The organism is Pseudomonas sp. HS6-2 (assembly GCF_049325675.2).
Lineage (GTDB): Bacteria > Pseudomonadota > Gammaproteobacteria > Pseudomonadales > Pseudomonadaceae > Aquipseudomonas > Aquipseudomonas putida_N.
Genome location: NZ_CM143906.1, coordinates 2343790 through 2357819 on the forward strand (window position 1 = coordinate 2343790; position 14030 = coordinate 2357819).

At 62.8% G+C, this 14030-nt stretch carries 17 protein-coding genes; 9 read left to right on the forward strand and 8 right to left on the reverse strand.

Annotated elements, in window-relative coordinates:
* The 5 genes from modB to ACOKS3_RS10975 form a co-directional block, all read right to left on the reverse strand.
* Entirely contained in the window at positions 1–681 is a 681-nt protein-coding gene (modB, locus tag ACOKS3_RS10955; protein ID WP_103446762.1) for a molybdate ABC transporter permease subunit, read from the reverse strand.
* A complete protein-coding gene (modA, locus tag ACOKS3_RS10960) occupies positions 681–1439 on the reverse strand; it encodes a molybdate ABC transporter substrate-binding protein (protein ID WP_103446763.1) in 759 nt (252 codons plus the stop codon). Before modA ends, modB begins: the two co-directional genes overlap by 1 nt.
* A gap of 160 nt (positions 1440–1599) precedes the next feature.
* Complete coding sequence (locus ACOKS3_RS10965) at positions 1600–2676, reverse strand: NAD(P)H-dependent flavin oxidoreductase (RefSeq protein ID WP_422764591.1); 1077 nt, start codon at positions 2674–2676, stop codon at positions 1600–1602.
* Positions 2677–2700: 24 nt separating this feature from the next.
* On the reverse strand, positions 2701–2871 hold the full coding sequence (locus tag ACOKS3_RS10970; RefSeq protein ID WP_181004470.1) for a hypothetical protein: 171 nt from the start codon (positions 2869–2871) through the stop codon (positions 2701–2703).
* An 8-nt stretch (positions 2872–2879) separates the two neighbouring features.
* Complete coding sequence (locus ACOKS3_RS10975) at positions 2880–3182, reverse strand: DUF1883 domain-containing protein (protein WP_008090281.1); 303 nt, start codon at positions 3180–3182, stop codon at positions 2880–2882.
* Between the two features lie 159 nt (positions 3183–3341).
* Here ACOKS3_RS10975 and ACOKS3_RS10980 point away from each other — a divergent pair, with 159 nt between their 5' ends.
* From ACOKS3_RS10980 to ACOKS3_RS11015, 8 genes are all read left to right on the forward strand, one after another.
* Positions 3342–3701, forward strand: a complete 360-nt coding sequence (locus ACOKS3_RS10980) for a hypothetical protein (RefSeq protein ID WP_103446765.1) — start codon at positions 3342–3344, stop codon at positions 3699–3701.
* A gap of 145 nt (positions 3702–3846) precedes the next feature.
* Positions 3847–4497 carry a c-type cytochrome gene (locus ACOKS3_RS10985; RefSeq protein ID WP_103446766.1) on the forward strand — a complete coding sequence of 217 codons (651 nt, stop codon included), beginning with the start codon at positions 3847–3849 and terminating at the stop codon, positions 4495–4497.
* The gene (locus tag ACOKS3_RS10990; RefSeq protein WP_103446767.1) at positions 4494–5414 is read left to right on the forward strand and encodes a c-type cytochrome; all 921 of its coding nucleotides are present in this window, start codon (positions 4494–4496) and stop codon (positions 5412–5414) included. Before ACOKS3_RS10985 ends, ACOKS3_RS10990 begins: the two co-directional genes overlap by 4 nt.
* 218 nt (positions 5415–5632) lie before the next feature.
* Entirely contained in the window at positions 5633–6472 is an 840-nt protein-coding gene (gene galU, locus ACOKS3_RS10995) for a UTP--glucose-1-phosphate uridylyltransferase GalU (RefSeq protein ID WP_103446768.1), read from the forward strand.
* A 98-nt stretch (positions 6473–6570) separates the two neighbouring features.
* Positions 6571–7926 carry a glutathione-disulfide reductase gene (gorA, locus tag ACOKS3_RS11000; protein WP_422764590.1) on the forward strand — a complete coding sequence of 452 codons (1356 nt, stop codon included), beginning with the start codon at positions 6571–6573 and terminating at the stop codon, positions 7924–7926.
* 205 nt (positions 7927–8131) lie between these two features.
* Complete coding sequence (gene ahpC / locus ACOKS3_RS11005) at positions 8132–8695, forward strand: alkyl hydroperoxide reductase subunit C (RefSeq protein WP_004375926.1); 564 nt, start codon at positions 8132–8134, stop codon at positions 8693–8695.
* Between the two features lie 125 nt (positions 8696–8820).
* A complete protein-coding gene (gene ahpF, locus ACOKS3_RS11010) occupies positions 8821–10398 on the forward strand; it encodes an alkyl hydroperoxide reductase subunit F (protein WP_422764589.1) in 1578 nt (525 codons plus the stop codon).
* An 83-nt stretch (positions 10399–10481) separates the two neighbouring features.
* On the forward strand, positions 10482–10670 hold the full coding sequence (locus ACOKS3_RS11015; RefSeq protein WP_041166543.1) for a hypothetical protein: 189 nt from the start codon (positions 10482–10484) through the stop codon (positions 10668–10670).
* A 5-nt stretch (positions 10671–10675) separates the two neighbouring features.
* Here ACOKS3_RS11015 and ACOKS3_RS11020 read toward each other — a convergent pair whose 3' ends face one another.
* From ACOKS3_RS11020 to nhaR, 3 genes are all read right to left on the reverse strand, one after another.
* Positions 10676–11323: a YceH family protein gene (locus tag ACOKS3_RS11020; protein WP_103446771.1), complete on the reverse strand. Its 648-nt coding sequence runs from the start codon at positions 11321–11323 to the stop codon at positions 10676–10678.
* Positions 11324–11454: 131 nt separating this feature from the next.
* A complete protein-coding gene (gene sstT / locus ACOKS3_RS11025) occupies positions 11455–12666 on the reverse strand; it encodes a serine/threonine transporter SstT (RefSeq protein WP_103446772.1) in 1212 nt (403 codons plus the stop codon).
* 74 nt (positions 12667–12740) lie between these two features.
* Complete coding sequence (nhaR, locus tag ACOKS3_RS11030) at positions 12741–13634, reverse strand: transcriptional activator NhaR (RefSeq protein ID WP_103446773.1); 894 nt, start codon at positions 13632–13634, stop codon at positions 12741–12743.
* 132 nt (positions 13635–13766) lie between these two features.
* Between nhaR and ACOKS3_RS11035 the strand changes: the two genes are divergently transcribed.
* On the forward strand, positions 13767–14006 hold the full coding sequence (locus ACOKS3_RS11035; RefSeq protein ID WP_103446774.1) for a hypothetical protein: 240 nt from the start codon (positions 13767–13769) through the stop codon (positions 14004–14006).
* The last annotated feature ends 24 nt before the right edge of the window (positions 14007–14030 follow it).

The following is a 14030-nucleotide window of genomic DNA, read 5'->3' on the forward strand; positions in this document are numbered from 1 at the left end:
TCAGCTCCAGCCAGCTTTGCTACGGCGCCCGGCGTAGAGCAGGAGCAGTATCAGGAACGAGAACACCAGCATGGCACCGGCCAGCCAGTGGGCTTGCGAATATTCCATGGCCTCGACGTGATCGAAGATTTGCACCGAGACCACGCGGGTTTTGTCGGGGATGTTGCCACCGATCATCAGCACCACGCCGAACTCGCCCACGGTATGGGCAAAGCCGAGGATGCTGGCGGTGACGAAGCCAGGCCGGGCCAGCGGCAGCACCACATGCACGAACGTGTCCCAGGGGCTGGCACGCAGGGTCGCGGCCACTTCCAGCGGGCGCTGGCCGATGGCGGCGAAGGCGTTTTGCAGCGGCTGCACCACGAAGGGCATGGAGTACACCGTCGAGCCGATTACCAGGCCCGTGAAGCTGAACACCACGGTACCCAGGCCCATGGCCTGGGTAGCCTGGCCGAGCCAGCCGTGCGGGCCGAGGGCGATCAGCAGGTAGAAACCAATCACCGTCGGCGGCAGCACCAGTGGCAGTGCCACCACCGCGCCCACCGGCCCGCGCAGCCACGAGCGCGTGCGCGCCAGCCACCAGGCGATGGGCGTGCCGACGATCAGCAGGATCAGCGTGGTCAGGCTGGCCAGTTTGATGGTCAGCCAGACCGCGCCGAAGTCACTGGCGTCCAGTGGCATCAGATTTCATAACCGTAGGACTTGATCACCGCTGCGGCTTTCGGGCCTTTCAGGTAGTCGACCAGGGCCTTGGCAGCCGGGTTGTCCTTGCCTTTGCTGAGAATGACCGCATCCTGCAGGATCGGCTCGTGCAGGTTGGCCGGGACGATCCAGGCCGAACCGCTTTCAACCTTGCCGTCCTTGTAGATCTGCGACAGTGCGACGAAGCCCAGCTCGGCGTTGCCGGTGGAGACGAACTGGTAGGCCTGGGTGATGTTCTGGCCTTCGACGATCTTGGCCTTGGTGGCCTCGGTCAGCTTCAGCTTGTCCAGCACCTGGGTGGCGGCCAAGCCGTAAGGGGCGGCTTTCGGGTTGGCGATGGACAGATGCTGGAACTGGTTCTTCTTCAGTACCTCACCCTTGTCATCCACATAGCCAGGCTTGGCCGACCACAGGGCCAGGGTGCCGGTGGCGTAGGTAAAGCGCGAGCCCGGGACGATTTCCTTTTCCTCTTCCAGCTTCTTTGGGGTGCTGTCGTCGGCGGCGAGGAACACTTCGAACGGCGCGCCGTTCTTGATCTGCGCGTAGAACTGCCCGGTGGCGCCGTAGGCAGCGACCAGCTTGTGGCCGGTATCTTTCTCGAAGTCCTTGGCGATGGCCTGGATCGGCGCGGTGAAGTTCGCGGCGACCGCAACCTGCACTTCGTCGGCCCAGGCGCTGTTGAGGGAGAACAGGCTGGCCAGGGTGATGGCGCTCAAGTGGTACAGACGGATGCGCATGAAGACAGCTCCTTGAGGTGGTTATCGTTATGGTGCGGACTATATAGCGATAGGCCATTTGTCGGGAAGGGGCTGGAGGGGGGTAACCTGGAAGTGATGTTCTGTCAGTGCCGGACTCTTCGCGGGTATACCAGCGAAGAGGCAGCGCGGTTTCAAAGCCTTATCGAGCAATCTGCGCCAATGCCTTGGAGGCTATCTCCCTGGTCAGTTGCTCAGCCGGCATAGGTCGGCCCAGGCGCAGTGCCTGTCCTGACCACAGGTTGCTGAAATCACTGTTGCCCTGCGCATCGGTAATCGCGCGCAGCGGCATCAGCGCGCCACCAGCCAGGGGGAAGCGCGGCGCCAGTTCGCTCATCGGCCCCAGCTCACGCATTATGCGGTTGTTGATGCCGCGTGCAGGGCGCCCGGTGAACAGGTTGGTCAACGCGGTGTCGCTGGCTGGTGCGGTGTCCAGTGCATGGCGGTGGGCAGGAGAGACCTTGGCCTCCGGGCAGAACAGGTAGGCTGTGCCAATCTGCACAGCGCTGGCACCCAATGCCAAAGCCGCTGCCAAGCCACGGTGGTCGCCAATGCCGCCTGCCGCGATCACCGGCAGGCGCACGGCATCGGCAATCTGTGGCACCAGGGCGAAGGTGCCGATCTGGCTGGTGATGTCGTCGCTGAGGAACATGCCGCGATGACCGCCGGCTTCATAGCCCATGGCGATGATTGCATCGCAGCCATTGGCTTCGAGCCACAGCGCTTCTTCCACCGTAGTGGCACTGGACAGCACCTTGGCGCCCGTGGCCTTGACCCGCTGCAGCAGTGCAGTTTGCGGCAAGCCGAAGTGGAAACTCACCACCTCCGGGCGCAACTGCTCGACCAGCAGGCAGCTCTGCTCATCGAAGGGCGCGCGGTTGGAAACTGGCGTAGGCGTATCGAAGTCGGCGCCGACTTCGGCGTAGTAGGCTTTAAGTGCCTGCTTCCAGCGGGCGTCGCGCTCGGGGTCGGGTGCTGGAGGCTGGTGGCAGAAGAAGTTCAGGTTCAGCGGCTGGCCAGGGCAGGCCGTGCGGAAGGCTTTGATCTCGCCCCGTAGCTGGTCGCCGGTGAGCATGGCGCAGGGCAGGGCACCCAGGCCACCCGCCATGGCTACGGCAATGGCCATGGCCGAACCGCTGGCACCGGCCATCGGCGCCTGCAGAATGGGCAACTCGATGCCCAGCAGATCGAGGATACGACGGTCGGGCCAGTTGCTCATGCGCTTCTCCTTGTCGCTGCTGCCTTACAGTGCTTTGCTCACCTGAATGTCGCTGATCTTTTCGGCGTCTTCGCCGTGGATCTTGCGCAGGGCTTCCATGGCCTGTTCGTGCGAGGCGCCGGCCATCACGGCGAAGTCCCAGCGGCGCTGGCCGTCGAGCTTGTACTTGATGACGTACTTGATGTTCTGGGTCATGGTAGGCCTTATCCGAGTTTCGACGACGAGCGGCGGATGATCTTGATCTTGTGGGTCAGGGTCGGCTTGCGCGTTACCGAGATCGGGCGGGTGGTCACGGTATCGATGGTGATGTTCCAGAAACCGGTGCTCGGCACGGTGATCTTGGCCGGGAAGCGCTCGAAGTGGCCACCGTGGTAGGTGTGCCGGCCGCCGTTCTTGAAGCTGCGGAAGTTGGCGTCGTTCATCAGGCGGATGTTGCAGCGCTGGGAGCACTCGATGACGACGATATCGTCCTCGTTGAGGTGCTCGCGCTGGTGTACGAATTTCATGGGGTGCTCCGCAAAGATTGGTTCTGCAAACGCGAACGATACCACGATGTCGGCTTGTACTGCCGCGCCTGATGGCACCTGGCAGATAAAACGGCCAAAGCGGGGAGCAAAACCGCCTGGCCGTTGTCCTACGCTCTCTTGTCAGTCGAGGTGCGGGAAATGAAGTGGATGGTGGCGGCGTTGTTCCTGGCGCTGGGTGGTTGTGTCAGTGTTTCGGAACTTGAGCAATCCCATGAAACCATGGACGTCATGTCTGGCAAGACGCCGCGTGAATACGCCGATTGCGTCAAGGCGCACCTGGCCAAGAGCCGTGACCCGTTGGTGGAAGAGCAACGCAATGACGGCTTGCGCCTGATCGTGCCGCAAAAGCTCACGGCAGGTGCCGGGCCGGCAGCCTTGCTCGATATCCACAAGCGCGGCAGCGGCAGCAGCATCAAGCTGCATGAGCGGCTGAACAACTTCCCGTTGCGCCCGGGTGATGTACGCGAGGCAACGACGGAGTGCATCTCTGGCAGTTGATCTGGCTCAACGGATCGGTGGTTAGCAGGCCAATTGCCAGCCGGTGGTCGGCTTGGGCGTTGTTGCGAATTCCCTGACAGGGCTAGTATCCATTTGCTTATGTTTTTTAAGCCTAAGCTTATAACAAAAGAAATGGAGATTCGTGATGACACCGTTGAGTCGCGTCGTGATCGGCAGCCTGCTGATCCTGGCCTGGCCTGCGGCGCATGCCGCCGATGGCCAGAAAGTCTTCACCCAGGGCGGGGCCAAGCCCGCCGCCATGGCCTGCCTGGGCTGCCATGGCCCGGACGGCAAGGGTATTGCCGCCGCAGGGTTCCCCCGCCTGGCTGGCCTGCCGGCCGGTTACCTGAGTAAGCAGCTGCATGACTGGCGCACTGGCAGCCGCCAGCAGCCGGTCATGGCACCACTGGCCAAAGCCCTGAGCGAAGATGAGATCGAGGCCGTCAGCCATTACCTGGCTGGTCTGCCGGGTGATCCTGCGCCAGACCTGCATCGCCAGCAGATCGCGAGCAACCCCACCGAACGCCTGGCCCTATATGGCGACTGGAGCCGGCAGATCCCCGGATGCGTGCAGTGCCATGGCCCAGGCGGCAGCGGTGTCGGCGAGCACTTCCCGCCGCTGGCCGGGCAGCCCGCCGCCTACCTTGTGGCGCAGCTCAACGGCTGGCGCGACGGCAGCCGCAGCAATGACCCCAACCAGCTGATGGCAGGCGTGGCCAAGGCCATGACCGACGCCGAAGTCAAGGCGATTGCCGAGTACTTCGCCCATCCCGCCAGCCCGGAGGTCAAGCCATGAAAACCTTGCTGCCAACGTTACTGCTGCTGGCCACGACAACTGCCTTTGCCAATCAGGCGCCCATCGCCATGGAAGACCAGTCGCAACTGAAGGTCCCCGCTGCCCAGGCCGCACCACAATTCGCCCCACCTGCCGAAAGCGAGCTGCCGGACAATGCCTTCGGCAAGATGGTCCGCGAGGGCCACGCGTTGTTTGTCGATACCCGTCGGTTGATGCCTGAGGCGGTGGGCAATGGCATGAACTGCAGCAACTGCCACCTCGACCAGGGCCGCCTGGCGCATTCCGCGCCGCTGTGGGGTGCCTATCCGATGTACCCGGCTTACCGCAAGAAGAACGACAAGGTGAACACCTTCGCCGAGCGTATCCAGGGCTGTTTCCAGTTCAGCATGAACGGCAAGCCGCCGGCCGCCGACAGCCCGCAGATGACCGCGCTCGCCGTATATGCCTACTGGCTTTCGACCAAGGCCCCCACCGGCGTGGAAATTGCCGGGCGCGGATACCCCGAGGTGGCGCAGCCAAAGGGGGGCTATGACTTCAAGCGTGGCCAGCAGGTCTACCGTGAACAATGCGCCATCTGCCACGGCGACAACGGTGAGGGGCAGAAGGTGGCCGGTGAATACGTAATGCCGCCACTCTGGGGCAAGGACTCCTACAACTGGGGCGCGGGCATGCACCGGATCAATACCGCAGCATCGTTCATCAAGTACAACATGCCCTTGGGCAAACCGGGCAGCCTGAGCGATCAGCAGGCCTGGGACGTGGCCGCCTGGGTCAACCGCCACGAGCGCCCCCAGGACCCACGCCTGATCGAGGGCTCCATCGAAAAAACACGGCTGAAATTCCATGCCAACGACGGCGTCAACCTGTATGGCCAGCAGGTCGACGGGGTGATGATCGGGCAGGGCACGGGTAGCTGAGCGGGCGTTGCGGCGGCGCTATGCGAGCCCTTGCGCGGTGCTTTCCACAGGGCCGCGCAAGGGCCGGATGACGGGATTTTCACGAACTTTTTGGAACTATCTACACTGGGTTATCTCTATCATGGCAGCGGTCATCACAGGCAGGGCATTGTAAGCTGCATGCCGCCTGATTAGACTGCGCCGAATTCCACAGGCCTCGCCTATGTTTAAGGATGTTTATGATCAAGAAATGCTTGTTCCCGGCAGCCGGCTACGGCACTCGCTTCCTGCCTGCTACCAAAGCCATGCCCAAGGAAATGCTGCCGGTGGTCAACAAGCCACTGATCCAGTATGGCGTTGAAGAAGCATTGGATGCTGGTCTGAACGAGATTTCCATCGTCACCGGCCGCGGCAAGCGCGCCCTGGAAGACCACTTCGACATCAGCTACGAGCTGGAAAACCAGATCAAGGGCACCGACAAGGAAAAATACCTGGTCGGTATCCGTCGCCTGCTCGACGAGTGCTCGTTCTCCTACACTCGCCAGACCGAAATGAAAGGCCTGGGCCACGCCATCCTGACCGGCCGCCCGCTGATCGGTGACGAACCGTTCGCCGTGGTGTTGGCGGATGACCTGTGCGTCAACCTCGACGGCGACGGCGTGCTCGCGCAGATGGTCAAGCTGCACAAACAGTACCGTTGCTCGATCGTCGCCATCCAGGAAGTCGATCCGCAGGAAACCAACAAGTACGGTGTCATCGCCGGTGAAGAGATCAAGGACGGCATCTTCCGCGTGCACGCCATGGTCGAGAAGCCGAAGCCGGAGGATGCACCGTCCAACCTGGCGATCATCGGTCGCTACATCCTGACCCCGGACATCTTCGAGAAGATCGAACAGACCGAGCCAGGCAAGGGCGGCGAGATCCAGATCACCGACGCACTGATGAAACAGGCTGCCGAAGGCAACGTGATCGCCTACAAGTTCAAGGGCAAGCGTTTCGACTGCGGTGGTGCCGAAGGCTACATCGAGGCGACCAACTTCTGCTTCGAGAACTTCTACAAGGCCGGCAAGGCCTACTGATACGCAATGCAGGTTCAAGGAGCCACCCTTCGGGGTGGCTTTTTTGTTTGCGGCGGCCAACGGCGGTATGCTGGGCGCCTGCCTAGGAGAGTGAATACATGGCCTACGATTTTGATCTGTTTGTGATTGGCGCGGGTTCCGGCGGTGTGCGTGCGGCGCGCTTCGCTGCGGGCTTCGGTGCAAAAGTGGCAGTGGCCGAGAGCCGTTACCTGGGTGGCACCTGCGTCAACGTCGGCTGCGTGCCGAAAAAACTGCTGGTGTACGGCGCCCACGTCGCCGATGAGCTGGAACAGGCAGCCGGCTTCGGCTGGACCCTGGAAGAGGGCCACTTCGACTGGGGCACGCTGATCGCTAACAAGAACCGCGAGATCGAGCGCCTCAACGGCATCTACCGCAACCTGCTGGTAAACAGCGGCGTGACCTTGCTGCAGGGCCATGCCCGCATCACCGGCGCCAACCAAGTGGAAGTGGACGGCCAGCGCTTCAGCGCCGAGCATATCCTGATTGCCACCGGCGGCTGGCCACAGGTGCCGGACATTCCGGGCAAGGAACTGGCCATCACCTCCAACGAGGCGTTCTACCTCAAGGACCTGCCACGCCGTGTGCTGGTGGTCGGTGGTGGTTACATTGCCGTCGAGTTCGCCGGCATCTTCCAGGGCCTGGGCGCCGATACCACTTTGCTGTATCGCGGTGACCTGTTCCTGCGCGGCTTCGACGGCTCGGTGCGCACCCACCTCAAGGAAGAGCTGGAAAAGCGCGGCCTGAATCTGCAGTTCAACGCCGACATCCAGCGCATCGACAAGCTTGACGACGGCAGCCTGAAAGCCACCCTCAAGGACGGCCGCGAGCTGGTCGCCGATTGCGTGTTCTACGCCACCGGCCGTCGCCCGATGCTCGACAACCTGGGCTTGGAAAACACCGGCGTTGAGTTGGATGCCCGCGGCTACATCCGCGTCGACGAGCAGTACCAGACCACCGCACCGTCGATCCTTGCCATTGGCGACGTGATCGGCCGCGTGCAGCTCACCCCGGTGGCCCTGGCCGAAGGCATGGCCGTGGCACGGCGGCTGTTCAAGCCTGAGCAATACCGCCCGGTGGATTACCAGAACATCCCGACTGCGGTGTTCAGTCAGCCTCCGATCGGTACCGTCGGCCTTACCGAGGAGCAAGCGCTGGAAGCCGGGCACAAGGTGCAGATCTTCGAGAGCCGCTTCCGCGCCATGAAGCTGACCCTCACCGACATCCAGGAAAAGACCCTGATGAAGCTGGTGGTGGATGCCGAGACCGACAGGGTGCTGGGCTGCCACATGGTCGGCCCGGATGCCGGCGAGATCATCCAGGGCTTGGGTATCGCCCTCAAGGCCGGTGCGACCAAGCAACAGTTCGACGAGACCATTGGCGTGCACCCGACTGCCGCTGAAGAGTTCGTCACCATGCGCACAGTCACGCGCTGATGCAACTGGCCCCATCGCCGGCAAGCCGGCGATGGGGTCTTGAATACCCCGCAATCCTTTGCTCAGCCCATTCCCTTCTATTAATTATCCCTGGTTATAGCCAAAACCAATCACGAGCATGAGCTTTGCCAATGAGCCTTTATCGGGACCAGCGGTTAGGATTCTTTCCATCAACTGATTCCAACCCCATGAAGGAGCGTCTCTCATGCCAATCATCAACAGCCAGGTCAAACCGTTCAACGCCACCGCCTACCACAAGGGCGAGTTCGTTCAGGTCAGCGAAGCCGACCTGAAAGGCAAGTGGTCCGTCGTGTTCTTCTACCCGGCCGACTTCACCTTCGTCTGCCCGACCGAACTGGGTGACCTCGCCGACAACTACGCCGAGTTCCAGAAGCTGGGCGTGGAAATCTATGGCGTATCGACCGACACCCACTTCACCCACAAAGCCTGGCACGACACTTCGGATACCATCGGCAAGATCCAGTACCCGCTGATCGGTGACCCGACCCACGTCATCTCGCGCAACTTCGACGTGCTGATCGAAGAAGCCGGCCTGGCCGATCGCGGTACCTTCGTGATCAACCCGGAAGGCCAGATCAAGATCGTCGAACTGAACGACGGTGGTGTTGGCCGCGACGCAGCCGAGCTGCTGCGCAAAGTGAAGGCTGCCCAGTACGTTGCCGCTCACCCAGGCGAAGTCTGCCCGGCCAAATGGAAAGAAGGCGAAGCCACCCTGGCACCATCGTTGGACCTGGTCGGCAAGATCTAAGCCGATGTGCACGTCGCGGGCGGTAGACAGCCGCCAAAGCTGAAGTACCTACCGCCCCGTAAAAACGCCCGGGCGACCTCGCCTGGGCGTTTTTGTATCCGAGTTTTGAAAAAGGAATCGCCCGTATGTTGGACGCCACGCTTAAATCGCAACTGAAAACCTACCTGGAGCGGGTCACCCAGCCGATCGAGATCGTTGCCTCTCTCGACGACGGCGCGAAGTCCCGCGAATTGCACGACCTGCTGGTGGAAATCGCCGGCCTGTCGAACCTCATTACTTTCAGCGCGGATGGCAGCGATGCTCGTCGCCCTTCGTTCTCGCTGAGCCGCCCGGGTGCTGCCCTTGATGGCAAAAACATAAGCCTGCGCTTCGCCGGCATCCCCATGGGCCACGAATTCACCTCCCTGGTGCTGGCGCTGCTGCAAGTCGGCGGCCATCCGTCCAAGGCCAGCGCCGAAGTGATCGAGCAGATCCAGGCACTGGAAGGCGAGTTCAGCTTTGAAACCTACTTCTCGCTGTCGTGCCAGAATTGCCCGGACGTGGTCCAGGCATTGAACCTGATGGCGGTGCTCAACCCCAATGTGCGCCACGTGGCCATCGACGGTGCGCTGTTCCAGGAAGAAGTCGAGTCGCGCAAGATCATGGCGGTGCCGAGCATCTACCTGAACGGCGAAGTGTTCGGCCAGGGCCGCATGGGCCTGGAAGAAATCCTCGGCAAGATCGACACCAACGCAGGCAGCCGCCAGGCCGAAAAGATCAACGCCAAGGAGGCCTTTGACGTGCTGGTGGTCGGTGGTGGGCCTGCCGGCGCTGCGGCGGCCATCTATGCCGCACGTAAAGGCATCCGTACCGGTGTCGCTGCCGAGCGTTTCGGCGGCCAGGTGCTCGACACCCTGGCCATCGAGAACTTCATCTCGGTGCAAGAGACCGAAGGGCCGAAGCTGGCCACGGCGCTGGAAGAGCACGTCAAGCAGTACGACGTCGACATCATGAACCTGCAGCGCGGTGAAGCGCTGATCCCGGCCACCGACGGCGGCCTGCATGAAGTGCGCCTGGCGGGCGGCGCCTCGCTCAAGGCCAAGACCGTGATCCTCGCCACCGGTGCCCGCTGGCGCGAAATGAACGTGCCGGGCGAGCAGGAATACCGCGCCCGCGGCGTGGCCTACTGCCCGCACTGCGACGGCCCGCTGTTCAAGGGCAAGCGCGTGGCGGTGATCGGCGGTGGCAACTCTGGCGTGGAAGCGGCCATCGACCTGGCCGGTATCGTCGCCCAGGTGACGCTGATCGAGTTCGACAGCCAGCTGCGTGCCGATGCGGTGCTGCAGCGCAAGCTGCACAGCCTGCCGAACGTCAAGGTGATCACCAGCGCGCTGACCACCGAAGTGGTCGGTAATGGCGAGAAAGTGACGGGCTTGCGTTACAAGGACCGCACCACGGATGAGGTGCATGACCTGGCGCTGGAAGGCATCTTCGTGCAGATCGGCCTGCTGCCGAACACTGATTGGCTCAAAGGCTCGGTCGAGCTGTCGCCGCGTGGCGAGATCATCGTTGATGCCAAGGGCCAGACCAGTGTGCCGGGTGTGTTTGCCGCAGGTGACGTGACCACCGTGCCGTACAAGCAGATCGTCATTGCGGTGGGCGAGGGCGCCAAGGCTTCGTTGGCGGCATTCGATCACTTGATCCGCACTTCGGCACCGGCGTAAGCCTGCGCCGGCCCCTTCGCGCACTGACGAAGCAAAACCTGAAGGTGTCTATGCTTAGCGCAGACACCCTCAGGAACTTCACCATGACCCTGATCAGCCGCGAACCCTGGTGGCTAGTCCCCCCCAAGCCCGGGCAGAAAGAGCAGGACCTGCATTGGGGCTACCTCGAGATCTATGCCGACGGCCGCACCGTGTTCGTCGACCAGCGCCCCAGTGACCGGGAGCTGGCCGAGCGCAAAAGCTGTCGCAACTTCCCCGACCCTGAACCGTAGGCGGTTCAGCCTTCGAACTCGGCCAGGCGTGCTTCCAGTGCCGCGATCCGCGCTTCCAGGGCTTCAATGCGCTCTTCCGAAACAGTGCCGCCACTGCCGCGAACGCCTCCCTCCTGCTGGCGTGCGACCAGAATGGCTTCGATTTCCGCCGGGTCACCGAGGGCGTGGGTATAGCGGTCTTCCCGCTGCCCGGCCTGGCGTGGCAGGTGCAGGGCCAGGCCGCGCGAAATCAGGCGCTCCAGCTGATGCTGGATCTGCTCGGTGTCGTCGAAGTCGTGCAGGCGGTTGCTGCGGGTCAGTAGCTCGTTGAGGGTCTGCGGCCCCCGCAGGAACATCAGGCCCATCAGCACCAGCTGAGCAGGGACCAGTTCCAGGGCCTTGTCCACCCGATGTTCCCAGCGATCGGCGCGGCTGCCCATCTGCAGGCGGGTCATGTCCTGGCCCTCGAGGGCGCGCAGGGCCTGGCCGACTTGGCCTTGGGTGAGGTTCATGACCGGTTCCCGGCTGGTCTTCTGGTTACAGGCCAGGACCAGGGCGTTGAGGGTCAGCGGGTAGCTTTCCGGGCTGGTGGCCTGCTTCTCGATCAGCGCGCCGAGAATGCGGATCTCGATACTGCTGAAGCGGCCTTCGCCTGCGGTTTCGTGTTCTGACATGGCCCTGTCTCATTGCTTGGGAAAGGCCACTAGCGTAGGTAAAGCGCCAGGCTTAAGCAATCACCGCTGTTGCGGGCTGTGTAGGAGCGGGCTTGCCCCCGCGAATGGGCCGCAAAGCGGCCCCGGCAATCTCAAACGCTACGCCGCTCTTCTGCCTGGCAAGCCGCCGCCGTGAACAACACATCGGTCGAAGAATTCAGCGCCGTCTCCGCCGAATCCTGCAGCACGCCAATGATGAAGCCCACTGCCACCACCTGCATGGCAATCTCGCTGGGGATGCCGAACAGGCTACACGCCAGCGGAATCAGCAGCAGTGAACCACCCGCGACTCCAGAGGCACCGCAGGCGCAGATTGCCGCCACCAGGCTCAGCAGCACCGCCGTCGGCAAGTCGACTGGAATGCCCAGGGTATGCACCGCCGCCAGGGTCAGCACGGTGATGGTGATCGCCGCGCCGGCCATGTTGATGGTCGCCCCCAGCGGGATCGACACCGAATAAGTGTCCTCATGCAGCCCCAGGCGCTCCGACAGCGCCAGGTTGACCGGGATGTTGGCCGCCGAGCTGCGGGTGAAGAAGGCGGTAATGCCGCTTTCGCGCAGGCACAGCAAGGTCAGCGGGTAAGGGTTGCGGCGGATCTTCCAGAACACGATCAGCGGGTTCATCACCAGCGCCACGAACAGCATGCAGCCGATCAGCACACCCAGCAGGTGCAGGTAGCCAAGCAGGGCGCTGAGGCCAGACTGGGCCAGGGTCGAGCTGACCAGCCCGAAGATGCCCAGCGGGGCGAAACGGATCACCACGCGCACGATCAAGGTCACGCCATTGGACAGATCCTCGACCACGGTACGGGTAGTCTGGCCGGCATGGCGCAGGGCCACGCCCAGGCCGACGGCCCAGGTCAGCACACCGATGAAGTTGGCGTTGAGCAATGCATTGACCGGGTTGTCGACCGCGCTCAGCAGCAGGTTCTGCATCACCTCACCGATGCCGCCCGGCGCGCTCAGGGTCGCCTCGCTGGTACTCAGGGCCAACTGCGAAGGGAACAGCATGCTGGCGACCACGGCCACCACGGCGGCGGCAAAGGTGCCCAGCAGGTACAGCCAGAGGATCGGGCGGATGTGGGTTTCCTGGCCGTGGCGGTGGTTGGCGATCGACGCCATGACCAGAATGAACACCAGCACCGGCGCGACGGCCTTGAGGGCGCTGACGAACACTTTGCCGAGGAAGCCCAGGTCACGGGCGAGGGCGGGTGCCAGCAGGGCCAGGGCGATGCCGGCGACCAGGCCGATGACGATCTGGGTCACCAGGCTGGTGCGGTTGAGGAGGTGGTAAACAGGCGTCATGTGCAGCGAAGTCTCGGAATCTTCAAAGGGCGCGACTTTAGCACAATCAGGCCCGGCCCTATCGCCGGCAGCCACTACCAGTGAAACAGCTCCCGCCGCGCGCCCTCGGTAATCGCCACGATCCCCGGGTGCTTGACCTTGCGCTCCACTGAAATGGCATAGAACGATTCATGCACTGCTTCGGTCTGGCCGATCAGCTCGACGCCATACTGGCGGCAGACTTCCTCGGCAATCACGCTTGGTGCGACGAAAATCCCGCTGCCTGACTGGCCGAACGCCTGCATCAACGCACTGTCATCGAACTCTCCAACGATGCGTGGCTGCACTTGCTGTTCGCTCAGCCAACGCAACAGGCGGCTGCTCACCACGGTTTCCGGGCCGGGAATCAGCAGCGGCGCATCCTGCAGGCAGGCAGGGAAGAGGCCGGCATGCTGCCGGGCCAGGGCCGGGGTGGCGAAGAAGCTCAGGCCGCATTCGCCGAGCTTCTGGCTGTAGCCCTTGATGTCCAGGTGGCTGGGCATCGGGCTGTCGGAAATCACCAGGTCCAGGCGCTGGATCGCCAGGTCTGCCAGCAGCCGTTCGAGCTTGTCTTCGCGGCAATTGATGCGCAGCACCTCGTCCAGCTCCATGGTCGGCGCCAGCAGGCGATAGACGATCGACTTCGGCACCACGTCGGCCACCCCCACGCGAAACAGGATCTGCTCCTGCGGGCCGGCCCTGAGCAGGGCCTCCAGCTCGCCGCCGATCTGGAACATCTGCTCGGCGTAGACCAGCGTTTGACGGCCGGTTTCGGTCAGCTCCAGTTGCCGGCCGACGCGCTGAAACAGCTCCAGCCCGTAGGTTTGCTCGAACAGGCTGATCTGCCCGCTGATGGTCTGTGGCGTCAGGTTCAGCTGTTCGCTGGCGCGAGCGATGCTGCCGGTCTTGGCCACGGCCCAGAAGTAGTGGAGCTGGCGATAGTTGAGCACGCACGCGGGTCCCGATTCGAAAAAACCGAAGTATACACACTGGAAATACGAATTTTCCTGAAGTATTGGCGTCTTTAGAATGCGACCCCATCAGGCGCTTCGCGCCGCCGGGATTTTTCAAGCGAGGACACCATGCTGTATCTCAAATCCATTGGCACTCCGCTGGTGCTGGCCCTGGCGCTGTTCAGCCTGGCTGGTTGCGACCAGGCCGAGAAGTCTGCCCAGCAGATGCTCGACCAGGCCGCCAAGTCGGCCAAGCAGGCCATCGACGACACCAACAAGGCCGCCCAGCAGGCGTTGAGCGATGCCATCGGTCACGAGGGCCAGAAGCCCAAGGACGCCGAGAAGAAAGAACACACCCAGGAAATCTGACCCTACAACCGCCGCTTCAGGATT

Excerpts from the sequence above, each read along its gene's own strand:
- modB (WP_103446762.1), bottom strand. The coding sequence starts at position 681 with ATGCCACTGGACGCCAGTGACTTCGGCGCGGTCTGGCTGACCATCAAA.
- modA (WP_103446763.1), bottom strand. The coding sequence starts at position 1,439 with ATGCGCATCCGTCTGTACCACTTGAGCGCCATCACCCTGGCCAGCCTG.
- ACOKS3_RS10965 (WP_422764591.1), bottom strand. The coding sequence starts at position 2,676 with ATGAGCAACTGGCCCGACCGTCGTATCCTCGATCTGCTGGGCATCGAG.
- ACOKS3_RS10970 (WP_181004470.1), bottom strand. The coding sequence starts at position 2,871 with ATGACCCAGAACATCAAGTACGTCATCAAGTACAAGCTCGACGGCCAG.
- ACOKS3_RS10975 (WP_008090281.1), bottom strand. The coding sequence starts at position 3,182 with ATGAAATTCGTACACCAGCGCGAGCACCTCAACGAGGACGATATCGTC.
- ACOKS3_RS10980 (WP_103446765.1), top strand. The coding sequence starts at position 3,342 with ATGAAGTGGATGGTGGCGGCGTTGTTCCTGGCGCTGGGTGGTTGTGTC.
- ACOKS3_RS10985 (WP_103446766.1), top strand. The coding sequence starts at position 3,847 with ATGACACCGTTGAGTCGCGTCGTGATCGGCAGCCTGCTGATCCTGGCC.
- ACOKS3_RS10990 (WP_103446767.1), top strand. The coding sequence starts at position 4,494 with ATGAAAACCTTGCTGCCAACGTTACTGCTGCTGGCCACGACAACTGCC.
- galU (WP_103446768.1), top strand. The coding sequence starts at position 5,633 with ATGATCAAGAAATGCTTGTTCCCGGCAGCCGGCTACGGCACTCGCTTC.
- gorA (WP_422764590.1), top strand. The coding sequence starts at position 6,571 with ATGGCCTACGATTTTGATCTGTTTGTGATTGGCGCGGGTTCCGGCGGT.
- ahpC (WP_004375926.1), top strand. The coding sequence starts at position 8,132 with ATGCCAATCATCAACAGCCAGGTCAAACCGTTCAACGCCACCGCCTAC.
- ahpF (WP_422764589.1), top strand. The coding sequence starts at position 8,821 with ATGTTGGACGCCACGCTTAAATCGCAACTGAAAACCTACCTGGAGCGG.
- ACOKS3_RS11015 (WP_041166543.1), top strand. The coding sequence starts at position 10,482 with ATGACCCTGATCAGCCGCGAACCCTGGTGGCTAGTCCCCCCCAAGCCC.
- ACOKS3_RS11020 (WP_103446771.1), bottom strand. The coding sequence starts at position 11,323 with ATGTCAGAACACGAAACCGCAGGCGAAGGCCGCTTCAGCAGTATCGAG.
- sstT (WP_103446772.1), bottom strand. The coding sequence starts at position 12,666 with ATGACGCCTGTTTACCACCTCCTCAACCGCACCAGCCTGGTGACCCAG.
- ACOKS3_RS11035 (WP_103446774.1), top strand. The coding sequence starts at position 13,767 with ATGCTGTATCTCAAATCCATTGGCACTCCGCTGGTGCTGGCCCTGGCG.